Below are 22,065 nucleotides of genomic sequence, written 5' to 3' on the forward strand. Positions count from 1 at the left end.
AACGGCACTCATAAAGCATGGTAGCGAAAATCACCGATGCGTTACAGGTCATTACAGAACCGTTACATTCCCCACCAGCGGCTGAGTTGGTTGCGCCAGCGATCGCCCCAAGAAGCTGACCACGTGGGTTGGCTATAACGTTGAATCAACTGTTGCCCTAAGGGAGTGAGACGATAGCGATCGGTGAGGCCTTGGCCATCCACTTCGCGGCGCAGCAAACCGACGCGGATCAACCAGTCCAATTCCGCTTCTGCTAGGAGCACTGGCAAGGGCGATCGCGTGAATCCCGATTTGAGACCTGCCTCCCCCACAATTTCGAGAAGTGCCACACTCCGCTGCTGCATGGTCTGAAACAACGGTGGCAAAAAAGGACTACAGCGCAGGGCGCGATCGCCCCGTTCTAAGGCTCTTTGGGAATATACGATCGCCACAGGGGATATCCCTACAGAGCATCTAAATAGTTGCTATCAATGAGGGTTGCGCGGTCATTCGCTGAGCTTCCACTTGGCGGCAGTGTTCTAGAGCACTGGGACTGAACCGCCGCAGCATCCAGTCTAGAAGAGGAAGCTTCTGACACCTGACGACGGCGCTCCGGCAACAGCACTCGCTCCATGATGAACTCAATTGTGCCCTTACGCAGCCATCCCCGTGCCACCAAAATATCCCCTAGCCGTGCTCCGGTTGCCCGCTGATCGGCTAAGGCGACTTCAATTTGGGCCGGCGTTACCAACTCAGCCTCAACCAGATAGTCTCCCAAGCGTTTCGTATAGTTGTCATCATGGGGGGGCTGGCCAAAGGGAGCCTTCTTTGTGGGTTCCTTCCCCTCTGCTACTACACTTGGCACACTATCAAAATCACGCCGATCTCCTGCCAAGGCAACCAAGCACTCTCTAATTTTCATTAAAATTTCTGTTGCCCGCCGGGGTTGATTTTGCCGGGCTGCCTGCTCTAAAAGGCGTGCTTCTGCCTCAATCAGCGTTTGCCGTGATGCTATTGCCGCCACTTGCAAAATGCGTGCCTGCTGCTGAAGCACAGCCATATCTCGCTCAAGAAGGGCTTTTTGACACTGCTTGAGAACCAAGGCTCCCTGCTTCAGCAGGACTTTGTGGGTAGGACTAGTCATAACCAGCAACAGAGAGGATAGAGTAGTTTTGAGTGGCAGAATTTTAGGAATTTCCCTTGGCACTGCTAAGGCAATGGGAAACACAAATCTACCTCATACTATAGCCCTTTGTTTTGTATTGAATACGGTCAAAGTGGGTCAAATTAAGACTTTGTAAGTCAAATTAAGGCCTTGTAAAGTAATACAGCCTTTCTCTAAGCCAAGGAGCACCTGAAGAGCATGGGATTTTCCCTCATCTTGGTGTTTGCAGCTTTGAGTATATTCTATCCCTGTAAAAGAGCGGCAATTCTCAAGGTTGCTGGCGTAAGACGGTATTGAAAAGCTCTTTTACCTGCTGCCAAGCGTCCTGTGCGGCTGCCGCATCGTAGCTGTCCCGTTGATCGCAGAAGAAGCCATGATCCGCTGGATAGATGAAGATGTGGTGGCGAATGCCATGGTGGCGCAGCGCCGTTTCAATTTGTTTCACCTGATCCATGGGAATACTTTGGTCGCGATCGCCAAAGAAGGCATAGAGGGTGCCGCGAATTTTAGGGGTGATTTCAAGGGTAGGGGGGCCACCGCCCGGCGTCATGGTGGTAATGCCCGCACCGTAGAAGGAGGCCGTGGCTTTAATGTCGGGTAACTGGGCCACCAGATAGGCCACATGACCACCAAAGCAAAAGCCAATTGTGCCAATGGCATCCCCATCGACATTTTCGAGGCCACGCAGATAGGCAATGGTGGCTTGGGTGTCACTGAGGAGTTCCTCGGCTTTGGTTTGGTTTTTGTACTGCCGCCCCAAATCAATATCAGCGGCGGTGTAGCCTGTTTCAAAGCCGGGGGCAAAGCGTTGGTAAATAGCGGGGGCGATCGCCACATAGCCTTCGCGGGCAATGCGTTCGGTGACGTCGCGGATATGGGCATTGACGCCAAAAATTTCCTGAAAGACAATCACTGCTGGATAACGGCCAGGGGCAACAGGCTCTGCTAAGTAGGCATCAATGAGCAGATCGCCATTGACCACCTTGACCCAACGACTGGTAATCTCCACCACTGTGAACCTCCTAGGCAGGAATGTCGAGGTCTGGAAACGTGCGCTTGAAGTCGCTAATCAATTCATCGAGTTCTGCAAGGGCAGATTCAATATCAATCCTAAGGGTGCCGTTACCGGGAAGTTCCAAGAGCTTTTTGAGACTCCCCCGCTTGGCTAAAACAATCGCTAGACGTTCCTGTAGCGTGGATAGCTGCATGGTTGACCTCACTGCAACGCTCCTCTTTACTCTACCGTTTCGCGGGCTAGATTCTCCCCTTTAGCAGGGGGCGGGGGCACCAGTTCCACGTTGATTTCATTCACAGGGCGAGGCCGCAGCTCTAAGGATTGCGATCGCGGGAGCAAATCAAAGACTTCCCGCAACGTGTCATCAAGGGTTTCAAAGGGCACCACACCGATAAATTCCCGCCGCAATTGCCCTTGGCGATCGAAAATCAGTGTTTGCGGCACCCGGCCTTTGTAGTAGTAGCCTGCTTCAGCGGGGGAAAACTGCGCCCCAAAGGGCAAGGCGTCCACATTGACGGCAATGAAATCCGTGACGCGGCCATAGTACCCCTGCAGCTGGGAGATGGTTGAAGCAAACTGCTTGCAATCGCGGCTATCGTTTACATAAAACAGCAGCAAGGTGGCGCGATCGCTCTGGCGGGATTTCTCTAGGGTGACTTTTGGCGGCACCAGGGCGCCATTGCCGGCATAGAGGGCAAAGATATTCCCATCGTAGCGATCGTCTTGTAACCCCGCCCAACTTGGCGCTGTCCAGACTTCCCACAGAAGTAGTACTAGGCCTAACCAACCCCAAAATTGTTTCATCAGTTTCTTCATCCACTCCACCCCTATGATTTTCCCATCAGAATTGAATCGCTGTACCTTGCTATTCTTAGAGGGAGTCATGACAGGCGTGCCCTGAGGTAGAGACTTTTGTTGTGAAGGCGCTCCTAACCCTCCTGCCGACGCTGACTGAACTGTACGGCTTGATTTTTCTCTGCATGGGCATTGGCTATGGCAGTAGCCGCTTTTTGCCCCCCACCACGGGAGCTTGGCTAGCGCAGGGGCTATTCTGGGTAGGGACGCCGCTGACGGCCTTTAGTTTTATTGTCACCACTACAATTACGGGTCACAGTACGTTGGCGCCTCTAGGGGCGTGGCTGGGCATGGGGATGGGGGTTGCTTTGGCTTGGCTGTGGTTGCAGCGGTACCCCGCCCCCACGCGGCAGGAACAGGGCAGTTTTCTCTTGGCCACCATGGTGGGCAACACAGGTTTTATTGGCTTTCCAATTACTTGGCGATTGCTGGGGCAGGATCACTTTAGCTGGGCGTTGTTTTTTGATCTGATGGGGACGCTCCTCATTTCCTATAGTGCTGGCATTGGCGTGGCCGCAAGTTTTGGTGATTCCCTAGGGTCTCACTCAATTTCCTTCTCCAAACTGCTGTGGCATATTGGTCGTAATCCAACCCTCTGGTGTGTCGGCATCGGACTGCTGCTGCGACAACATCCCCTACCGGCGATCGCCCAACAGGGACTTCTGACCTTGGCATGGTTCATGGTGATTGCTGGACTCATCTATATGGGCATCTGCCTTGGGGAAGCCCCTCTCAAGCTCCAATGGCAGCGGATCATTCCGTGTCTGACCATCAAGATGCTGTTGGTGCCACTGCTGCTGGGGGTAGGGTTAACCGCGATCGGGGTCACAGGGCCGCCGCGCCTAGGAATCGTGCTGCAAGCAGGCATGCCCCCCGCCTTTATGACGCTGATCTTGGCGGATGTGTATCACTTAGACCGCGCCTTTGCCGCCAGCTTAATTTTGACTAGTCTTTTTGCCTTGATTCTTTTGTTGCCCCTGTGGCTTGTGCTCTTTGCCGGCTAGGGGCATGTTGGTGGCTTAATCGTCGGGGGTCAAGCGCAACAGCAGGTACCCTGCGCCTAAACCAACCAAAACCAGCGTAAACGTAATCACCGCAGTATTGAAAATCTCTTCTGCCATAGAGTGGCCTCAGCTAACAAGAACTGATTTTAACATTTCTCGTGGAATTCCCCATCCGCCTATGCAGTGGAGTCATTCATCGAATTGGATTCCTTTGCCTACCACGGCTCCAAAACAGGTTCCCGCAGCAGTTCATGGGTACCACGACTCACCGTCAGGAAGATCCCCCGAGGCGTTTTGGTCAATAGATACGTATATTCACCATTGACGGCCTCGAAGTAGTAACCTTGAGGACTCCAATCCCGCAGGGGCAGCCGAATCGCTAAGCGTGGATCCTGCTTGTGTCGTGCCATATAGTAGGCGGGGCGATCGCCCCCACAGATATTCACCCAATAACTGCGAGTCTCCGTGGCCACAAAGGTACTCTCATAGGAGCGACAGGAGAGGGGACGTGCCAGCGCCGCCAGAGGTGTCAGGCTCAACAAGATTCCAGCAGCAATTGTCTGCCCAAAGTATTTCATTAAATTAAGAGAGTCCTCTATGGTTTTCTCACTCCAGTCTAGCCAAGGAGGCGGGAAAGGGTTTCTACCCCCGGTAAGATAGGGATGAAGACTGTTTACTCAAGTTCAACAAGGATTCAATGACACTCGCGATCGCCCCCTTTCCCATTACTGCCGTTGTCGGTCAAGAGGCCATTAAACTGGCACTGCTGTTGGCTGCTGTTGACCCCAGTTTGGGGGGAGTAATTATCGGCGGGCGCCGCGGTACTGCCAAATCCGTCCTTGCACGGGGAATTCATGCCCTCTTACCCCCCATTGAAGTGATTGATCAGGGGGAGATTCCAGTCCCAATCATTGCCAACCCCGATCCCCAACACCCCCAAGAGTGGGATAGCCGCTTGCAGGCTTGGCGCCAACGCCATCCCGATGTGGAGTTGACCACCAAAGTGATTCCAGCCCCTTTTGTGCAAGTTCCCCTCGGCGTCACGGAGGATCGCCTATTGGGAGCCGTGGATGTGAGTCAATCTGTGCAGCGGGGCGAACCGGTCTTTCAGCCTGGCCTATTGGCGGCAGCGCACCGGGGGGTGCTCTATGTGGATGAAATCAATCTTTTGGATGAGCAACTGGCCAATGTCTTGATGGCGGTGCTCAGCGCTGGGCGCAATCAAATTGAACGGGAGGGGATTAGCCTGGATCACCCCTGTCGTCCCCTTTTAATTGCTACCTTTAACCCCGATGAGGGGGAAGTGCCGCCCCATCTCCTAGATCGGTTTGCGATCGCCCTCTCGGCAGATATGGTGCTGGGCTTGGATGAGCGGGTAATGGCAGTGGATCATGCCACCCAATTTGCCGATTCGCCCCAAGCCTTCCTGCAGCAGTACAATGCGGAGCTAGAGGATCTGCGCACCCAAATTATTCTGGCGCGGGAATGGCTCAAGGAGGTGAAAATTCAGCGGCAGCAAATTGCCTATCTGGTCACCGAAGCGCTCCGCGCAGGCGTGCAAGGCCATCGGGCAGAACTCTTTGCCGTGCGGGTAGCCAAAGCCCACGCCGCTCTCAATGGCCGCAGTGAAGTCAATGCCGAAGACCTCCGTCGTGCTGTTGAACTAGTCATCGTGCCGCGCGCCACTCAACTCGAACCGCCACCGGATCAGCCGCCCCCGCCGCCACCTCCTCCCCCAGAAAACAAGCAATCTGAGCTTGAAGAAGAACCCGATGAACCGGAGACACCACCGCAAGAGCAGCAGGAGACGCCCCCCATTCCTGAGGAATTTGTCTTTGAAGCCGATGGCACGGTCTTGGATGAATCGGTACTCTACTTTGCTCAACTGACTCAACGCCAAGGGAAATCGGGGAGCCGCAGCCTCATTTATTCTCAAGATCGCGGTCGCTACATCCGCCCGATGTTGCCCCGTGGTCAAGGGGGTCGCATTGCCGTGGATGCTACCCTGCGCAGTGCTGCTCCTTACCAAAAGTCTCGCCGGCTGCGTCAACCCCACCGCCGCGTTATTGTCGAAAACAGTGATTTGCGGATAAAACGCTTAGTGCGCAAAGCGGGTGCCCTGATTATTTTTGTGGTTGATGCCTCCGGCTCCATGGCATTGAACCGCATGAACTCTGCTAAGGGGGCAGTTCTCCGCCTTCTGACCCAAGCCTACCAAAACCGTGATATGGTGGCTCTCATTCCCTTTCGCGGCGAGCAGGCGGAGGTGCTCCTACCCCCCACGCGCTCCATCGAAGCAGCGCGGCGACGCCTTGAAACCCTACCCTGTGGCGGTGGCTCTCCCTTGGCCCATGGCCTGACCCAAGCAGTACGGGTGGGCTTGAATGCCCGCCAAAGTGGTGAAATTGGTCAGGTAATGATTGTGGCGATTACCGACGGGCGGGGGAATGTTCCCCTGAGTCGTTCCCTAGGGCAAACCCTTCCGCCGGAGACTAAACCCGACGTTAAAGCCGAGGTGTTGGACATTGCTGCTAAAATTCAAGCCTTGGGTCTGAAGCTCTTGGTGATTGACACCGAAAATAAATTCGTCTCCACGGGGATGGGCAAGGAATTGGCGCAGCGGGCGGGGGGCAAGTACTACCATTTGCCCAAGGCCACCGATCAGGCGATCGCCCAAGTGACGCAGAATGCCCTGCAATTCTAGGCATGCACAAAAACTCTCCCCCCGCTAGATGAGGAGGAGAGGAAATAGCAAACGATTAGGAACGATTAGGACAGTGGGGCTACATCATGCCGCCCATATCCCCCATACCACCACCAGCGGGGGCGGCGGGTTTAGGTTGCGGTTTTTCGACCACAAGGGCTTCCGTCGTCAGTACCATGCCGGCGATCGAACCAGCATTTTGCAGGGCAGAGCGGACAACTTTAGCGGGGTCAATGATCCCTGCACTGACCAAATCCTCATAGGTACCGGTTGCGGCATTGAAGCCATAGTTAAAGTCACCGGCACGGACATTTTCCACCACCACAGCTCCCTCGACACCAGCATTGTCCGCAATTTGCGCCACCGGCGCGGCCAAGGCACTGGCGACAATGCGCGCCCCCGTTTGCTCCTCAGGACTGAGGCTAGGGAGCAGGGCATCAATGCGACTGGCCAAGTGCAGCAACGTCACCCCACCACCAGGCACAATGCCTTCAGCCACTGCTGCTTTCGTTGCATTAAGGGCATCTTCAAGGCGGAGTTTGCGATCCTTCAACTCGGTTTCAGTGGCGGCACCCACTTTGATCACCGCCACGCCACCTACGAGCTTGGCAATGCGCTCTTGCAGCTTTTCTTTGTCGTATTCCGAGTCGGTCTCGGCCAACTGCTTTTTGAGCTGCTCGACACGCTTTTGGATATCGGCTTTATTGCCTTTTTCCGAAACCAGCGTCGTGGTGTCTTTGGTCACGGTGACGGAGGACGCTTCCCCCAGCATGGTGATTTCCACATCCTCTAGGGTTAGACCCACTTCCTCGGAAATGACTTGACCGCCCGTGAGAATGGCAATGTCTTGCAGCATCGCTTTACGGCGTTCGCCAAAGGCCGGAGCTTTCACGGCAACAACATTGAGGACGCCCCGCAGTTTATTCACCACTAGGGTGGCGAGGGCTTCTCCCTCCACATCTTCCGCAACAATCACAAGGGGACGACCACTGCGAGCCACTCTTTCTAGGGTGGGAATCAGGTCTTGAATGCTGCTAATTTTTTTGTCTGTCAGGAGCAGATAGGCATTGTTGAGTCGGACAATCATCCGCTCTGGATCGGTGACAAAGTAGGGGGAGATGTAGCCGCGATCAAACTGCATCCCCTCGACAACTTCCATTTCTGTATTCAAGGATTTCGATTCTTCAATGGTGATCACGCCGTCTTTGCCCACCTTGGCCATGGCTTCACTAATCATGGCGCCCACTTCTGGGTCATTACCAGCAGAGACCGTGGCCACTTGGGCAATCATCTCCCCTTCGACGGGTTTGGCCACTTCAGCAATGCCCTCAACAATTGTTTTGATTGCTTTGTCCATGCCGCGCTTAAGGGCAATGGGGTTGGCACCGGCAGCAACGTTTTTGAGGCCTTCACGGATCAGGGCTTGGGCAAGGAGGGTGGCAGTAGTGGTACCATCCCCGACTACATCATTGGTTTTGGCGGCCACTTCCCGAATCAGTTGGGCACCGGTATTTTCGTAGGCATCTTCCAGTTCAATTTCCTTGGCGATCGTCACGCCATCGTTCACAATCTGCGGCGCACCATACTTTTTCTCAAGCACCACATTCCGCCCTTTGGGGCCAAGGGTAATTTTCACGGCATCGGCGAGGGCATTAATTCCGCGTTCGAGCGATCGCCGGGACTCTTCATGAAATGCGACTAATTTTGCCATGGGTGGCTATCCTTTAGTAACTTGGAGGTAATAATTGAGGAACTGCAAACTGGGCAAACTTCAAGCCATTGTTCACAATACTCTGGAGAACAAGCTCAGGGCAATACAGGGCAATGTAGTGGATTCCGCACTTGCTCGCGTACACTGGCAATAGATAGACAAGGCTTTCAGCCATGAGTGGCCGCCGCCTAAATCTCCAACACCTACAGGTCTTCCTGTACGTCACCCTCACGCTGGGCACTGCCTTTGCAACAGGGAGGAAGTATTTTCACCTCAGCAACGCCCAAGGGGGTCAAGACGGGCAGATCGCTATTCCACAAATGGATATGATTGCTGCTCAGCCGAAACGTTCCCTTGCGGAAATACGAGCCTTTGCCCTGCAATTGGTGAATCGCGATCGCCAGCTCAATGGGTTGCCGCCCCTTGTTGCCGATGAGTTACTGACAGAGGCAGCCCAACGCCATGCCGAAGACATGCTCCAACGCCAATACTTTAGCCATACCAATCCAGAGGGGCGATCGCCCATGGATCGCTTTATCGCCCTAGGGGGACGCGGTGGCGTCGGTGAAAATATTATGGAGCAGAAGGGCACCTTGGGCTTAGTGCTCAACTACAAACTGATTGAGCGTTTCCAAAAAGACTGGATGCATAGTGAGGGGCACCGCCAAAATATCCTGTGCCCTGAATTTACCCGTTTTGGTTTTGGCATTGCTTTGAATTCAGCACGGGGGGAGGTCTATGCTGTACAGATGTTTGCACTGCCAGCCCAGTAAAGGCAGAGCTTTGGTGCACCGGTAACTTCTAATGTCATCAATCTCAACTTAACTCCATTAACTATGTTCAGCGAAGAGATGTACGTTGTCCTCGAATCCGGTGCCAGCGATGAAGCCTTTCTCACGCCCATTGAGCTACAGGCCAAGCTGGTGGCGTACTTAACAGGAACCGAGGTTTCCCTCACCCCGGATCTACTGGCTTTGCCCGATGTGGAAAGTCGTGCCCACTACCTCATGACCACAGGCTGCGAACTGCGATTGGCCAATGGTGGTTACCTTCAGTGGTACGCTGTGCGTTTAGAAAAATAATCGTTACACAGGGTTACGAAACTTCTGCTCGGAAAATTCCGTTCTAATATAGATAAGGCTCTTGGAGCAATAAGGGGTTCAGACGATTGTTTATTCTTTCGTGGTGTCCAAGTCGTCAGAAATAGCAGGGTAACGAGACTGTGGCCGATCGCCGTCGTCAACACAAGAAAAAACAACAAATGACCTACAGTTGGCCGTTGGCAGGCACCTATCAAGCCCTTAGCTCTGCATCGGTGGATTTGATCTGGCGCAAAGTGGTGAATTTGGCCGATGTGTCATGGCATCCTTTGATTTTGCGCACAAATGTGCCCTACGGCCTCGTCCCCAAGCCGGGGTTTATTTTCCAAGCCATGACCCGTTGGATTCCGTGGCCAATTCAGATTTTTGTCGAACGTGTCTCCCCGCGGAAACTGTTGAGTATTCGCATTTTGGTCTTGCCGGGGGTAGAGGAACGGGTGACCTATCGTTTAGAATCAACAGTCTGTGGGAGTCAGATTTCCTGCTCAGTGATGTTGCGGGGATGGCTTGCGCCGCTGATTTGGTCGCTGATTCGCGATTATGCGGCAGTGTTGGCTGCCCGTCTCGCGATCGCCGCTGAGAAGGATCCTCCCTCTGCCAAGCCCCCCATTGACCCCTGTTTAGGTTTTTAGACTGACGAGAAAGCGTTCTATGCTCAGCGATAGCGATCGCGTTCGTGTTCTCAGTGAGGCCCTGCCCTATCTCCAAGCCTTTGCCGGGCGCACCTTTGTCGTCAAATACGGCGGCGCCGCCATGAAGGAAGAGCACCTCAAAAATTCTGTCATTCGCGACATTGTCTTTCTCTCCTATGTCGGCATCCGTCCGGTAGTGGTTCATGGGGGTGGCCCAGAGATCAATACTTGGCTTGGCAAGCTCAACATCGAACCGCAATTCAAAAATGGGCTGCGTGTCACCGATGCCGCGACAATGGATGTGGTGGAGATGGTCTTGGTGGGTCGGGTAAACAAAGAAATTGTGACCCTCATCAATCAGGCGGGCGGCCAAGCGGTGGGACTATGCGGTAAAGATGGCAACCTGATTCGTGCCCGTGCCCAAGGGGAAGATGGCATTGGCTTTGTGGGTGAAGTGCAAGGGGTGGATACCCGCGTGATTACAGCACTAGTGGAGAAGGGGTATATTCCTGTCATCTCCAGTGTGGCTGCCGATGATACGGGGCAAGCCTACAATATCAATGCCGATACGGTTGCTGGCGAGATTGCGGCGGCCTTGGGGGCTGAGAAGCTGATTTTACTGACGGACACGGCAGGTATTTTACGGGATTATCGCGACCCCAGTACGCTCATTTATCGCCTTGATATTGCCGAAGCCCGACAACTGATTAAAGAGGGGGTTGTCTCGGGGGGCATGATTCCTAAAGTCACCTGTTGCGTGCGATCGCTCGCCCAAGGCGTGAAAGCAGCCCACATCATTGATGGCCGAGTGCCCCATGCCCTCTTACTGGAAATTTTTACCGACTCGGGCATTGGCTCAATGCTCGTGGGTTCCAATGCAGCCTACGATAGCGCCTTCACGGATTGAAACTTTTTGCATGAAAAGGAGCGTCCTAGGGTATGACGAGGATGTTTTAGCGTAAGGGTCTGTTACTTATGAAATTATTCTCCTTAATTTTAGTTAGTAGCGGCTTAGCTACTAGTCTGACACTGCCAGCGCGTGCCCTTCCCCAACCCTACCCCCAAGTGGCCATCAATAGCTTTATGGATAGCTGCATTGAGCGGGGCCGGCGATCGGCACCCATTGTGCCCCGTTCAGTGATGAGTAACATTTGTCAGTGCTCGATTAACTACATTCAACAGCGGGTGAGCTACGCTGACTTTCAAACCCTTGATCCCAATGGCGGCCAACCCCAGTCTCCTCGTCAACAACAGGCACAGCGGGTTCTCGAGGAAAGTGTGAACTACTGTGTGCGGCGGCAATTTGGCAGCTAGGCACCCTTTGACCGTCAGTAACGTCCTGCAATTTAGCCTGCGATCGCCAACGCTCAAGGCAAGTCTTTATGCTAGATTGGGCGTAGGCTAAAGGATCGAAAATTCAGGACGAATTATATGGGAATCACACACCGCGCGCTCGTTGTCGGTACGACAGTGGTCATGACAGCGCTGGTTGCTGTCACTGGTGCGGGTCTCCACTGGTCCCGTAGCCTAGCGAGTTTTCGTCAAAGTCCTAAGGAACTCGTGGATGAAGTGTGGCAGGTGATAGACCGTGAATACGTGGATGCCACCTTCAATGGTAACGACTGGCGGGCTGTGCGGCGGGAGTTTCTTTCGCGGAACTACACCAAACTAGAAGATGCCTACAAAGCGGCGCGGGAAATGCTGGAGAAGCTCAATGATCCCTACACCCGCTTTATGGATCCGGAGCAGTTTCGCTCCATGCAAATTGAAACCTCTGGTGAACTCACAGGGGTAGGCATCACGATTACCCAAGACGAAAAGACAAAAGAGATCACGGTGGTTTCCCCCATTGAAGGGAGTCCAGCCGCTGAAGTGGGTTTAATGGCTAAGGATGTGATCCTGAAAATTGACGGCAAATCCACCAAGGGCATGGATCTCAACCAAGCCGTCAGCATGATCCGTGGCCCTGTGAATACAAAAGTCCGCCTAACCATCCAGCGGGGCAATCAAATCTTGAACTATGAGATCACCCGTGCCCGCATTGAAATTCATCCTGTGCGCTACAGCCTGCGCCAAACTCCCCAAGGGCCTGTGGGCTATATTCGCCTTGTCACCTTTAGCTCCAATGCCGCAGCAGAAATGCGGGCAGCCATCCGTGAGTTAGAAAAGCAAGGGGTTGAAGGGTATGTTCTGGATTTGCGCTCCAACCCGGGTGGCTTGCTCTTTGCTAGTGCTGAAATTGCCCGCATGTTCCTACCGCAGGGGGATATTGTCTCTACGGTCAATCGCCAAGGGGAAGCAGAGCGGTTGCGCGCCGGTCGCGGCTTCTTGACCAATAAGCCTCTTGTGGTTCTCATTGATGGCGGGTCGGCCAGTGCCAGCGAAATCCTCGCGGGTGCCCTACAGGATAATGGTCGTGCCGTGTTGGTGGGAACGCGCACCTTTGGGAAAGGCTTGGTGCAGTCCGTCCAGCCCGTGGGGGAAGGGGCAGGGATTGCGGTGACGATCGCCAAGTACTTTACCCCCAGTGGCCGCGATATTAACAAGAAGGGCATTGAACCCGACATTGAAGTTAAACTCACTGAGCAGCAGCGGGAGCAACTGACTCGCGATGACATTGCCAGCGATCGCGATCCTCAATTTACACGGGCGCTGGCTGTACTCAATGAACGCATCCTAGCGGAGCGACGCAATACCCAATCAGCACGGCCTGCCCAGACGACTAAGCCTTGAGTTTGGTGATCACTGTGGCCAACTACCGCCGACACCGACAAGTCCAGGGGGTATTGTTCTTGGCGTTAGGGGTCAATGTCACACTGACCGTTATTAAGGCCATTGTCGGCGTTCTCAGTCAGTCCCTGAGTTTACAGGCCGATGCGCTGCATAGTCTCACCGATGCAGGGAGTAGCATCTTGGGGTTAGTGGCCATGCAGTGGGCCAGCCCCCATCCCGATCGCGATCATCCCTACGGTCACCAAAAGTTTGAAGCCCTTGGTGCATTGGGAATTGCCGCTTTCTTGGGCATGGTTTGCTTTGAGATTTTGCAAAGCGCCGTTGAACGTCTGCTGCATCAAAGCAGTGCTATAACGATTACAGGGGTAGAACTGTGGATTGTGATTCTTGTCCTTGGCATGAATATCGGTCTCACCCTGTATGAGCACCATATGGGGTACAAGCTAAATAATTCTGTCCTCATTGCTGATGCCAAGCATACCCTAAGTGATGTTTGGACAACCATTATTGTCCTTTTGGGGTTGATTGGGGTGTGGACGTTCAACTGGGATTGGCTGGATGTAGTGCTGGCGTTTCCCGTGGCCGCTCTGGTGTTTTGGAGTGCGTGGGATGTCCTCAAAAGTAACATTCCTTGGTTAGTAGATGAGATGGCGATCGCCCCCGAAGCCATTCATGAACTAGTGATGAGCGTGCCCGGTGTGGTAAATTGCCATGACATTAGCTCGCGGGGGATGGTGGGACGTCAAGTGTTTATTGAGATGCACTTAATCGTAGAGGCAGAAGATATTCCCACCGCTCACGACATTACCGAGCAAATTGAAGCCCTGCTCCAGGAGCGCTATGGCCCTGCTCGCGTTATCATCCACGTTGAACCCCCTGACTACGAATCCAGCCAGATCAGTTTCCCTTAATTTCAATTTGTTGTCATGCTTATTTAGCGTATCTACGCCAAGTTATTGAGGAGGAGGCCTAGAGTGTATGATTGCATTGTAGTGGGTGCAGGCCCTGCGGGCGGTGCCGCTGCCTATCACCTAGCCAAGCGAGGCCGGCGGGTGTTGGTTCTGGAAAAGGAAAGCTTACCCCGCTACAAGCCCTGTGGGGGTGGCGTATCTCCCCAAGTGCAGGCTTGGTTTGACTTTGATTTTAGTCCCGCGATTTCCCTTAAACTGACGCACATGGTCTGTACATGGCATGGCGAAGACCCGCAAGTGCTGGAACTTCCGCCAGCGCAAGCAGTGTGGATGGTGCGCCGCGAAGTGTTTGACTATTTTCTAATTCAGCAGGCGCAGAAACAGGGGGCAGAGGTAGAGGCACAAACTGCGGTGACAGGTCTGACATGGGAGGGCGATCGCTGGTGTGTGCATACCCCTAGGGGGGATTTTACAGCGCAGTACCTGATTGGTTGTGACGGTGCGAAAGGGTCAACGGCCAAATGGCTGGGCTTAGCCCGCAAACGACCGCGCTGGGGCGGTGCCCTAGAGGTAGAAGCCCGTCTAGGGAGTCACCATCTACGCGCTGCTCACTTTGACTTCGGCAGTGTGCGCAACGGCTATGCTTGGAACTTTCCGAAGGTAGACGGTTACTCCATCGGTGTTGGCGCCTTTATTGGCAATGAACCCCAAGACTTCAGGGGGATTTGCACCGAATATGCCCGCCATTTCAATGTTGATCTGCAGCCCCTGAAGCGTTATGGTCATCCTCTCTTGTGCTGGCAAGGGTATCATCCCCTGCATACCCAAAACGCTCTGTTGGCGGGAGAAGCGGCTGCCGTGGTTGATCCCTTTACAGGCGAGGGGATTCGTCCTTCCCTTTTGACGGGGATGCTCGCTGCTCAGGCAGTAGATCGCGCCCTGAGGGGTGATGGGAACGCTTTAGGGCAGTATTCTCAGCAAGTGCATCAGGAATGGGGGATTGACATGGCTTGGGCGAGGCGCCTTGGCAGGCTCTTTTATCGCTTTCCTCGCTTGGCCTACCAAGTGGCAATTAAACGTCCTAGTGCTCGCCAGCGCATGGGAGAGATTCTTTGCGGTCAACGCCGCTATCGGGATGTTGCCGCCAATGGCCTGAAATTGTTGGCGGCGGGGTTGAAAGTACCCACTGCTTTGCACTAATGTCTACCTAATGTCTATCTAAGCTGCCGCTTATAATGTTGATGCAGCCTAACTTTAGGAACACAAGTGGTGAGGAGTCCCATTGAGCAGCGCAAGGCCGAGCACCTTGAGCTTTGTATTCGGGGTGAGGTGGACTACAGGGAAATCACGGCGGGTTTTGAAAAGTATCGCTTTCGGCATTGCGCCCTACCCGAACTGGACTTTGCCGAAATTGATCTAGGGGTGGAGTTTCTCGGCTGGCGGCTGGCCGCTCCCCTGTTGATTTCCTCTATGACCGGTGGCACACCCCAAGCGGGAGAAATCAATCGTCGCCTAGCACGGGTAGCGCAGCAAAAGGGAATTGCCATGGGCGTCGGTTCCCAACGGGTCTTGCTAGAGCATCCGGAGGTGGCGACCACGTTTGCCATTCGTCAAGAGGCCCCCACCATCCCCCTCTTGGCCAATCTTGGCGCAGTACAGTTGAACTACGGCTGTGGCGTCAACGAATGTCAGAAGATTATCGATCTCCTAGAGGCGAATGCTCTGATTTTGCACCTCAATCCCCTGCAGGAGGCGGTTCAAACGGGGGGCGATCGCAACTTCAAGGGACTCTTAACCAAAATTGGCGTTCTTTGTCGTGCTCTGCCTGTGCCTGTGATTGTCAAGGAAGTGGGCAATGGTATCAGTGCTGACGTGGCTAGGCAACTGGTGGATGTGGGTGTGGCGGCCATTGATGTGGCGGGGGCAGGGGGCACCTCTTGGGCAAAAGTGGAAGCGGCGCGTGCCCAGGATGCCCGTCAACAGTATCTCGGAGATGCTTTTGCAGAATGGGGCATTCCTACGGCTCAGTGCCTTGAGCAAATTCATACCGCCCTGCCCAATACACCCTTGATTGCCTCCGGCGGACTAAAAAATGGCATTGACGTGGCCAAAGCCCTTGCCCTTGGTGCGAGTCTTGCGGGTTTAGCGCGACCCTTTTTACAGGCAGCCCATCAGTCAGAGGAAGCCCTGAGTCAACGCATTGATTTTATTCTCGAGGAATTGAAAACGGTGCTGTTTTGTACCGGCAGTGCCACCCCCCAAGTCCTCTATCAGCGCCGCTACCTCGAAAGGTTCTAGCGAGGATCCTCAAGGATGGTGCGCAGCCATGGAGGTGGATCTGGAATTGGATTGCCTAGCCGCTCTAGGAGTGTCCACGCCAAAATATGCACCACTAAAGCATAAACCGTGGACTGGAAAAAGACGAGCAGCAGTGCCACAACTTGGATCAGGGTCACCGTTGGCTCCAGTAGCAAATTCAGATTCACCAGTACCCAATCAATGAAATTGGTGACCTGCTGATTGAAGTAAATCCAGAGGTTTTCCCCAAGTAGGATGGACACAAGACTAATTTGAAAGAAAAACCCGGCGGTGCCAATCACGGCACCACTGAGAATAGAACGTCCCCAGCCCTCTTTTTTCGCCCAACAGCCACCAAAAATGACCCCCATAATGCCGTGGGGCAAGAGAAATTGCAGACTGCGGGGTGGCCCCATCAACACAGAAAGGAGCAATGCACTGACAATGGCCGCCATCCAAGCGGCACGGCGGTGCCAGCGTAAATACACTAGGGCGATGGGAATCGGAAAGAATAGGCGCAAGACGGGGCCGATGGGCAAATAAAAGTTAATTACCCACAGCAGGGCAGCGGTACTAGCAAGGAAGGCTGTTTCTGTAATGACAAGGGTACGCTGAATTTGCGATCGCCCCACGGCTTGGGACTGCTCAGGAGGCACAATAGCTTCTACGTCGGGAAAATCATCCTCTAAGGAATCCGTCGGGTTCATTGATTGTAGATAACCTTTTTTCTACACTTTAGCGATCTTCATTGCTAACCCTCAAACTGGATATAGCCCCCCAGAAAAATCCTTTGCTGAAAGTTAGAATCATGGGTAGGGTATTCCTATCAAATTTACATGTTAATCTATGTGTCGTCTCTATGCCTACATGGGGCGCAAAACGTCCCTTGTCCATGCTCTAGTGGATGCTCCCCATTCCCTGTTGGTGCAAAGTTACCAACCCCGCGAAATGACAGCAGGACTCTTAAATGCCGATGGTTTTGGAGTGGGCTGGTATGCTACCCGTCAAGATGTACCTCCCTTTCTCTATCGGCAAACGATACCCATGTGGCATGATGTCAACTTTACTGAGCATTTAAGCCGCTATATTGAATCTGCCTGTTTCTTGGCCAATGTCCGCAGTGCCACACCGGGGCAACCCGTGCAGATGACGAATACACAGCCTTTTCGCTGGGGACGCTGGCTGGGGGTGCACAATGGCTTTATCGAGAACTTTCGCCAAACCCTCTACCGCCCCATGCGCGATCGCCTGTCGGATATTTGTTACAACATTGTCGAAGGTTCCACTGATTCTGAGCACCTCTTTGCCCTCTTTTGCAATGAATTAGTGTTGAATCCGCAACTGTCACCCGTGATGGTTCTGCGGCAAACGCTGCAAATTGTTTTTTCCCTAGCGCAGGCAGCGCGTACCAGTGTCAGTGCTGCCATGATTCTCACCGATGGGGTGTATATTCTGGCCACCCGCTGCTCGCGGGGCACACCACCCCCCACCCTGTACTGGAGTCAGGATGCCGAAAAAATTCAGCTCAGCTCAGAACCTGTAGATCACCAAACAGAGTGGTATCCTTTACCAGAAAATAAATTGCTGTTGATGAGTTTGCAGAGTGAACCAGAAATTTACGCCTTCTGAGATATCAGTGCCTTTTAATCCCTTTGATCGCGGAGCTTTTTGGCAGGCCTTTCAGCACCAGCGGCAATTTACACTCCAACTCGTGGCTGAGTTGAGCGAGACCGTCCTTTGTGCTCAGCCCCATCCCCTCTATAGTCCGGTGGGATGGCATTTGGGACACATTGCCTACACAGAAGCGTTTTGGCTCTTGCAGGAATCCTCAGGGGTGAGCGATCGCGATCGCTATTGGTATGCCGCCGATGGCCGACCCAAAGCAGAGCGACGGCATTTACCCCCGAAAACACACCTATTGAGCTACCTAGCAACAATTCGCGAAGCGGTGGGCGATCGCCTCTACAGCCTTAGCGACCAGCAATGGCAACGGGAACGCCGTCTCTGGTGGTGGATTTTGCAGCATGAAGCCCAACACAGTGAAACCATACAAATGGTGCTGGCCATGCAGGGCATCTTCACCACCCTTCCCCCTCCCCTCTCGAATCAACGGGAACCGCTATGGATTGGCGGCGGTAGGTATTGCATTGGCAGTGAAGACCTCCTCGCCCTTGATAACGAGCAGCCGGTTCAGAGTGTGGAGCTGCTTCCTTTGACGATTGATGCAGCACCCGTGACGTGGCGGGAATTTCTTGCCTTCGTTGAAGCGGGGGGGTATGAGCGGCGGGAATGGTGGTCCAGCAGTGGTTGGGAATGGCGAGAAGCAGCGGAAATTACCTCACCGTTTTACCCCATTCCTGAGAACTTGGACTTACCCATGTGGGGACTCAGTTTCCACGAAGCGGAAGCTTATGGCCATTTCCAAGGCAAACGCCTCCCCACTGAACGGGAATGGGAGATTGCTGGCCAGCAGGGACTCCTGAATCAGGGCTACGTTTGGGAGTGGACGCAAAGTCCCTTTGCCCCCTATCCGGGGTTCCAGAGCTATCCCTACCGCGGCTATTCGGCGCCCTACTTTGATGGCGAGCATTTTGTCCTCAAGGGCGGTAGTCACTGGACACGCCCCATTCTCAAGCGACCCTCATTTCGCAATTGGTATAGCCGCACCACCCGTGAGGTGTTTGCTGGAGCGCGCTACGTTCACCAAGAAGATTTCATTTCTCAGTGAAGAAAGTTTGAAAAGCGGCGCTAAATCATCCGAGGGGTACCCCCAACTTTCTACCAAGAACCGTCGCAGTGCTCCGCCTATACCAAGGAGCGATTAGGGGGTGGTGAGGCAGTTACTCAATCTCAGCTTGTTGTTGGATGTACTGGGCCAGCACTGAAAGGGGTGCGGATGTAGTACGAACGACTCCAGAAAACGGGCTTGCCACAGTAAACCTTGTCCAACTCCCACTTTTGAAGCGTTTCTGAAAATATCTCTCTGAGTCTCTGCGTGATGCATTTGCGGCGATGTTTTGTGCAACTGAATACTGTAAAGCGCGTTTAATTACAGGGACATTTGACATGCCTAGAAGTTATAGTGTACTCATGATAACCCTGACTTACGAATTCAAGCTAAAGCCAACCAAGCAGCAGGCTGCACAGATCAACCACGATCTAAAGTCTGTCGCGGGGTCTGGAATGATGCGCTGAGGGAGCGCAAAGACTGGATTGCTTCTCGCAAGTGTCCGGTCAATGCCTGTTCTTTGCATCGTGAGTACATCCTTCCAGCCGACGAGCCATACCCCAGCTTCAACGTGCAGTGTAAACGGTTGACTCAAGCAAGGCAGACCAACCCTGACTTAGCGTCGGTTAACGCCCAAGTATTGCAACATGGGAGCACTCTCAGAATTTGGTAAGCTGGGACTCGTCAGTATTGGCAATAGCCCCGAAGAAGCCCAGGCCATCTATAACCAAACCATGGGCGTTCCCGATGCTGCGATGTGCCCACCCCCCGCATAGACAGCAGCCTGAGAATCTCGTTACAATTGGCGACGTTCACTGTGAAGAGCAGCCTGTAGGGAAAATCCAGTGCAAGTCTGGTGCTGTGCCGCAGCTGTGATGGGAAACCTCCCTCAGCCAGAATGCCTACTTGCTGTAGTTCACTCTATCTGCCTGCGTCGCACGGGCATGGAGTTCTCAAGGTGCTGGTTACGCTCAACGATTCCATTCTCAATCCCCTCGGTTTTAGTCTCGATTTACCCCCTCTGCCGCAACCGCGGCCGTTGTTAATGGTCGGACATGGCACCCGCGATCCGGAAGGTCGCCAAGCGTTTCTAGACTTTGCCCAAGCCTATTATCAACTGGATCCCTGTCGGCCTGTTTTTCCCTGTTTTCTGGAGTTAACGGAACCCTCGATTTTTGAAGTCCTCAGTCAGTGTGCTGCCGCAGGGCATAGGGAATTATCGGTGTTGCCAGTTTTACTCTTTGCCGCTCGCCACAACAAGTTTGACGTTACGAATGAGCTAGATCGGGCGCGGCGTGCTTTTCCACAATTGCGCTATCACTATGGTCGTCACTATGGCATTGCCCCCGAAATTTTAACCCTCTGGCGATCGCGCCTTGAACTCTTGGACTCACCGGAATTTAATCCCCAAGGCATTAGCCGCGAAGAAACGGTTCTCTTAGTGGTGGGACGCGGCTCCAGTGATCCCGATGCCAATGGCGATGTCTTTAAGCTCGCCCGCATGCTCTGGGAAGGCAGTGGCTACAAAACGGTTGAGGTGTGCTTTATTGGCATTACCCATCCCCGCTTACCCGAAGGGTTTATACGTGCCAATTTTCACCAGCCCCGCCGCGTCATTGTGCTGCCCCATTTCCTATTTACTGGGGCGCTGGTCAAGAAAATTTATACCCTTACTGCCGAAGCGCAAGCCGCCTACCCCAACGTTGAATACGTGAACTTACCGGAAATTGGCTTGCATCCGCAACTGTTTTATCTAACGCGGCAGCGGGAAATTGAAACCCATACGGGACAGGTGGCCATGAACTGTGAAGCCTGCAAATTCCGCTTGGTGGCAGGCCAGACTCATCACCACCACCCCCATCATGAACACCACTCCCACAGCCATGATCACGAGGATCACCCTCATCACCATGGATCAACGGTGGATTTGGATCATTTGCCTAGTTATCACCAACGCATTTGGCAAGTGCCCTAGGCATTGCTCCTCAGGGAAAATGTTAGAGTTAAAATAATTGCTACCATTTCTCACGCTTAAGCGGGGCTTGTCTATGCGTATTAAATATCCCCCCCAGACCGTTGATCGGGTGTTGATTTTTGATACTACGTTGCGCGACGGAGAACAGTCGCCGGGGGCTTCCCTGAATGTGGATGAGAAGCTCGCGATCGCCCGTCAACTGGTTCGACTGGGAGTGGATATTATTGAGGCGGGCTTCCCCTTTGCCAGCCCTGGTGATTTTGAAGCCGTACAACGGATTGCCGCAGCGGTTGGCAGTAGTGAAACTTCTCCTGTAATCTGCGGTTTAGCCCGCGCAACCCGCCAAGATATTGAGGCTGCCGCCAAAGCGTTGCAGCCTGCCTACTACCCCCGCATTCACACCTTTATTGCTACCTCGGATATCCACCTAGAGTACAAGCTCAGGAAAACCCGCGCTGAGGTACTGGAAATTGCCCCCGAAATGGTGGCTTATGCCAAGTCCTTCGTGGATGATGTGGAGTTCTCCCCCGAGGATGCCGGGCGAACCGATCCGGAGTTTCTCTATCAAGTTCTAGAGCGGGTGATTGATGCCGGGGCCACAACGGTGAACATTCCCGACACCGTCGGGTACACCACCCCCGCCGAGTTTGGTGCCCTGATCAAAGGCATTAAGGAAAATGTGCCTAATATTGATCGCGCCGTCATCTCCGTCCATGGTCACAATGACCTCGGCTTAGCCGTCGCCAACTTCTTGGAGGCGGTAAAAAATGGGGCACGGCAACTGGAGTGTACGATTAACGGCATTGGTGAGCGGGCCGGAAATGCCGCCCTTGAGGAACTGGTGATGGCTCTCTATGTGCGGCGGCAGTATTTCAACTCCTTCCTTGGCCGTCCGCCCGAATCGGAAGCGCCCTTGACGAATATCAATACCCGGGAAATTTACAAAACCTCCCGCTTGGTCTCGAACCTAACGGGGATGCTGATTCAACCCAACAAGGCGATCGTTGGTGCCAATGCCTTTGCTCACCAATCGGGAATTCACCAAGATGGCGTCCTCAAGCACAAGCAAACCTATGAAATCATGGACGCCCAACTCATTGGCCTTGCCGATAACCAAATTGTTTTGGGCAAGCTCTCTGGCCGCAAGGCCTTTGCCACCCGCCTGCGGGAATTGGGCTTTGAACTCAGTGAAACAGAACTCAACAAAGCCTTTTTGCGCTTCAAGGAACTGGCGGACAAGAAAAAAGAAATCACC

25 protein-coding genes, 1 pseudogene and 1 riboswitch are annotated in these 22,065 nt (G+C 53.6%); of the genes and pseudogenes, 17 read left to right on the forward strand and 9 right to left on the reverse strand.

Translation table 11 applies throughout. The features are described from left to right. Window positions 1–62: 62 nt before the first annotated feature. The 5 genes from ACK4HN_RS06040 to ACK4HN_RS06060 form a co-directional block, all read right to left on the reverse strand. Window positions 63–431: an Npun_F0494 family protein gene (locus ACK4HN_RS06040; RefSeq protein ID WP_409869602.1), complete on the reverse strand. Its 369-nt coding sequence runs from the start codon at window positions 429–431 to the stop codon at window positions 63–65. Window positions 432–442: 11 nt separating this feature from the next. Continuing rightward, the gene (locus tag ACK4HN_RS06045; protein WP_409869600.1) at window positions 443–1,123 is read right to left on the reverse strand and encodes a hypothetical protein; all 681 of its coding nucleotides are present in this window, start codon (window positions 1,121–1,123) and stop codon (window positions 443–445) included. A gap of 289 nt (window positions 1,124–1,412) precedes the next feature. Further along, the gene (locus tag ACK4HN_RS06050; RefSeq protein ID WP_409869598.1) at window positions 1,413–2,156 is read right to left on the reverse strand and encodes a dienelactone hydrolase family protein; all 744 of its coding nucleotides are present in this window, start codon (window positions 2,154–2,156) and stop codon (window positions 1,413–1,415) included. A 10-nt stretch (window positions 2,157–2,166) separates the two neighbouring features. After that, window positions 2,167–2,352 carry a hypothetical protein gene (locus ACK4HN_RS06055; protein ID WP_409869596.1) on the reverse strand — a complete coding sequence of 62 codons (186 nt, stop codon included), beginning with the start codon at window positions 2,350–2,352 and terminating at the stop codon, window positions 2,167–2,169. A gap of 26 nt (window positions 2,353–2,378) precedes the next feature. After that, on the reverse strand, window positions 2,379–2,963 hold the full coding sequence (locus tag ACK4HN_RS06060; protein WP_409877343.1) for a thylakoid membrane photosystem I accumulation factor: 585 nt from the start codon (window positions 2,961–2,963) through the stop codon (window positions 2,379–2,381). Window positions 2,964–3,076: 113 nt separating this feature from the next. On the opposite strand from ACK4HN_RS06060, the gene ACK4HN_RS06065 reads away from it, so the two are divergent. After that, entirely contained in the window at window positions 3,077–4,018 is a 942-nt protein-coding gene (locus ACK4HN_RS06065; protein WP_409869594.1) for an AEC family transporter, read from the forward strand. A 15-nt stretch (window positions 4,019–4,033) separates the two neighbouring features. On the opposite strand, the gene petM is transcribed toward ACK4HN_RS06065, so the two are convergent. Further along, the gene (gene petM, locus ACK4HN_RS06070; RefSeq protein ID WP_011057256.1) at window positions 4,034–4,135 is read right to left on the reverse strand and encodes a cytochrome b6-f complex subunit PetM; all 102 of its coding nucleotides are present in this window, start codon (window positions 4,133–4,135) and stop codon (window positions 4,034–4,036) included. Between the two features lie 98 nt (window positions 4,136–4,233). Beyond that, entirely contained in the window at window positions 4,234–4,557 is a 324-nt protein-coding gene (locus tag ACK4HN_RS06075) for a hypothetical protein (RefSeq protein ID WP_409869593.1), read from the reverse strand. A gap of 158 nt (window positions 4,558–4,715) precedes the next feature. Between ACK4HN_RS06075 and bchD the strand changes: the two genes are divergently transcribed. Next, on the forward strand, window positions 4,716–6,722 hold the full coding sequence (gene bchD, locus ACK4HN_RS06080) for a magnesium chelatase ATPase subunit D (RefSeq protein ID WP_409877344.1): 2,007 nt from the start codon (window positions 4,716–4,718) through the stop codon (window positions 6,720–6,722). A gap of 79 nt (window positions 6,723–6,801) precedes the next feature. On the opposite strand, the gene groL is transcribed toward bchD, so the two are convergent. After that, the gene (groL, locus tag ACK4HN_RS06085; protein ID WP_409877345.1) at window positions 6,802–8,433 is read right to left on the reverse strand and encodes a chaperonin GroEL; all 1,632 of its coding nucleotides are present in this window, start codon (window positions 8,431–8,433) and stop codon (window positions 6,802–6,804) included. 173 nt (window positions 8,434–8,606) lie between these two features. Here groL and ACK4HN_RS06090 point away from each other — a divergent pair, with 173 nt between their 5' ends. From ACK4HN_RS06090 to fni, 9 genes are all read left to right on the forward strand, one after another. Beyond that, window positions 8,607–9,206, forward strand: a complete 600-nt coding sequence (locus ACK4HN_RS06090; RefSeq protein WP_409877346.1) for a CAP domain-containing protein — start codon at window positions 8,607–8,609, stop codon at window positions 9,204–9,206. 63 nt (window positions 9,207–9,269) lie between these two features. Continuing rightward, window positions 9,270–9,515 carry a chlororespiratory reduction protein 7 gene (locus ACK4HN_RS06095; protein WP_409877347.1) on the forward strand — a complete coding sequence of 82 codons (246 nt, stop codon included), beginning with the start codon at window positions 9,270–9,272 and terminating at the stop codon, window positions 9,513–9,515. A 179-nt stretch (window positions 9,516–9,694) separates the two neighbouring features. Continuing rightward, complete coding sequence (locus ACK4HN_RS06100) at window positions 9,695–10,165, forward strand: SRPBCC family protein (RefSeq protein ID WP_409877354.1); 471 nt, start codon at window positions 9,695–9,697, stop codon at window positions 10,163–10,165. A 19-nt stretch (window positions 10,166–10,184) separates the two neighbouring features. Beyond that, window positions 10,185–11,072: an acetylglutamate kinase gene (argB, locus tag ACK4HN_RS06105; RefSeq protein WP_409870215.1), complete on the forward strand. Its 888-nt coding sequence runs from the start codon at window positions 10,185–10,187 to the stop codon at window positions 11,070–11,072. Between the two features lie 68 nt (window positions 11,073–11,140). Next, window positions 11,141–11,479, forward strand: coding sequence for a hypothetical protein (locus tag ACK4HN_RS06110; protein ID WP_409870217.1), 339 nt, complete (start codon window positions 11,141–11,143; stop codon window positions 11,477–11,479). A 117-nt stretch (window positions 11,480–11,596) separates the two neighbouring features. After that, on the forward strand, window positions 11,597–12,898 hold the full coding sequence (gene ctpC, locus ACK4HN_RS06115) for a carboxyl-terminal processing protease CtpC (protein WP_409850129.1): 1,302 nt from the start codon (window positions 11,597–11,599) through the stop codon (window positions 12,896–12,898). After that, window positions 12,895–13,809, forward strand: coding sequence for a cation diffusion facilitator family transporter (locus ACK4HN_RS06120; protein ID WP_409877349.1), 915 nt, complete (start codon window positions 12,895–12,897; stop codon window positions 13,807–13,809). The genes ctpC and ACK4HN_RS06120 overlap by 4 nt, the downstream gene beginning before the upstream one ends. A gap of 63 nt (window positions 13,810–13,872) precedes the next feature. Next, window positions 13,873–15,009, forward strand: a complete 1,137-nt coding sequence (locus ACK4HN_RS06125) for a geranylgeranyl reductase family protein (RefSeq protein ID WP_409870222.1) — start codon at window positions 13,873–13,875, stop codon at window positions 15,007–15,009. Between the two features lie 69 nt (window positions 15,010–15,078). Further along, window positions 15,079–16,107, forward strand: a complete 1,029-nt coding sequence (gene fni / locus ACK4HN_RS06130) for a type 2 isopentenyl-diphosphate Delta-isomerase (RefSeq protein WP_409870224.1) — start codon at window positions 15,079–15,081, stop codon at window positions 16,105–16,107. On the opposite strand, the gene ACK4HN_RS06135 is transcribed toward fni, so the two are convergent. Further along, window positions 16,104–16,814 (reverse strand): DUF2232 domain-containing protein, encoded by a 711-nt coding sequence (locus ACK4HN_RS06135; protein ID WP_409870226.1) that lies wholly within the window; start codon window positions 16,812–16,814, stop codon window positions 16,104–16,106. The two genes, fni and ACK4HN_RS06135, sit on opposite strands and share 4 nt — an antisense overlap. A 139-nt stretch (window positions 16,815–16,953) precedes the next feature. Between ACK4HN_RS06135 and egtC the strand changes: the two genes are divergently transcribed. From egtC to ACK4HN_RS06165, 6 genes and pseudogenes are all read left to right on the forward strand, one after another. After that, window positions 16,954–17,736, forward strand: coding sequence for an ergothioneine biosynthesis protein EgtC (gene egtC / locus ACK4HN_RS06140; RefSeq protein ID WP_409870228.1), 783 nt, complete (start codon window positions 16,954–16,956; stop codon window positions 17,734–17,736). After that, entirely contained in the window at window positions 17,711–18,835 is a 1,125-nt protein-coding gene (locus ACK4HN_RS06145; protein WP_409870230.1) for an SUMF1/EgtB/PvdO family nonheme iron enzyme, read from the forward strand. The genes egtC and ACK4HN_RS06145 overlap by 26 nt, the downstream gene beginning before the upstream one ends. A 463-nt stretch (window positions 18,836–19,298) precedes the next feature. After that, on the forward strand, window positions 19,299–19,508 hold the full coding sequence (locus ACK4HN_RS06150) for a hypothetical protein (RefSeq protein ID WP_409870235.1): 210 nt from the start codon (window positions 19,299–19,301) through the stop codon (window positions 19,506–19,508). Beyond that, window positions 19,483–19,611: pseudogene (locus ACK4HN_RS06155) on the forward strand (hypothetical protein); the annotation flags it as partial. The gene ACK4HN_RS06150 and the pseudogene ACK4HN_RS06155, both read left to right, overlap by 26 nt. Window positions 19,612–19,618: 7 nt before the next feature. Then, window positions 19,619–19,760: riboswitch (cobalamin riboswitch) on the forward strand. A gap of 33 nt (window positions 19,761–19,793) precedes the next feature. Continuing rightward, the gene (locus tag ACK4HN_RS06160; RefSeq protein ID WP_409877350.1) at window positions 19,794–20,810 is read left to right on the forward strand and encodes a sirohydrochlorin chelatase; all 1,017 of its coding nucleotides are present in this window, start codon (window positions 19,794–19,796) and stop codon (window positions 20,808–20,810) included. 73 nt (window positions 20,811–20,883) lie between these two features. After that, a partial coding sequence (locus tag ACK4HN_RS06165; protein ID WP_409877351.1) for a 2-isopropylmalate synthase occupies window positions 20,884–22,065 on the forward strand: 1,182 nt, incomplete at its 3' end.

The organism is Thermosynechococcus sp., from assembly GCF_046299655.1.
Classification (GTDB): domain Bacteria; phylum Cyanobacteriota; class Cyanobacteriia; order Thermosynechococcales; family Thermosynechococcaceae; genus Thermosynechococcus.

What these genes read in the sequence shown, in the direction of transcription:
- ACK4HN_RS06060 (WP_409877343.1), bottom strand. Translation starts at nt 2,963, where the DNA reads ATGAAACAATTTTGGGGTTGGTTAGGCCTAGTACTACTTCTGTGGGAA.
- bchD (WP_409877344.1), top strand. Translation starts at nt 4,716, where the DNA reads ATGACACTCGCGATCGCCCCCTTTCCCATTACTGCCGTTGTCGGTCAA.
- ACK4HN_RS06110 (WP_409870217.1), top strand. Translation starts at nt 11,141, where the DNA reads ATGAAATTATTCTCCTTAATTTTAGTTAGTAGCGGCTTAGCTACTAGT.
- ACK4HN_RS06100 (WP_409877354.1), top strand. Translation starts at nt 9,695, where the DNA reads ATGACCTACAGTTGGCCGTTGGCAGGCACCTATCAAGCCCTTAGCTCT.
- ACK4HN_RS06135 (WP_409870226.1), bottom strand. Translation starts at nt 16,814, where the DNA reads ATGAACCCGACGGATTCCTTAGAGGATGATTTTCCCGACGTAGAAGCT.
- ACK4HN_RS06090 (WP_409877346.1), top strand. Translation starts at nt 8,607, where the DNA reads ATGAGTGGCCGCCGCCTAAATCTCCAACACCTACAGGTCTTCCTGTAC.
- ACK4HN_RS06045 (WP_409869600.1), bottom strand. Translation starts at nt 1,123, where the DNA reads ATGACTAGTCCTACCCACAAAGTCCTGCTGAAGCAGGGAGCCTTGGTT.
- egtC (WP_409870228.1), top strand. Translation starts at nt 16,954, where the DNA reads ATGTGTCGTCTCTATGCCTACATGGGGCGCAAAACGTCCCTTGTCCAT.
- groL (WP_409877345.1), bottom strand. Translation starts at nt 8,433, where the DNA reads ATGGCAAAATTAGTCGCATTTCATGAAGAGTCCCGGCGATCGCTCGAA.
- petM (WP_011057256.1), bottom strand. Translation starts at nt 4,135, where the DNA reads ATGGCAGAAGAGATTTTCAATACTGCGGTGATTACGTTTACGCTGGTT.
- ctpC (WP_409850129.1), top strand. Translation starts at nt 11,597, where the DNA reads ATGGGAATCACACACCGCGCGCTCGTTGTCGGTACGACAGTGGTCATG.
- argB (WP_409870215.1), top strand. Translation starts at nt 10,185, where the DNA reads ATGCTCAGCGATAGCGATCGCGTTCGTGTTCTCAGTGAGGCCCTGCCC.
- ACK4HN_RS06095 (WP_409877347.1), top strand. Translation starts at nt 9,270, where the DNA reads ATGTTCAGCGAAGAGATGTACGTTGTCCTCGAATCCGGTGCCAGCGAT.
- ACK4HN_RS06055 (WP_409869596.1), bottom strand. Translation starts at nt 2,352, where the DNA reads ATGCAGCTATCCACGCTACAGGAACGTCTAGCGATTGTTTTAGCCAAG.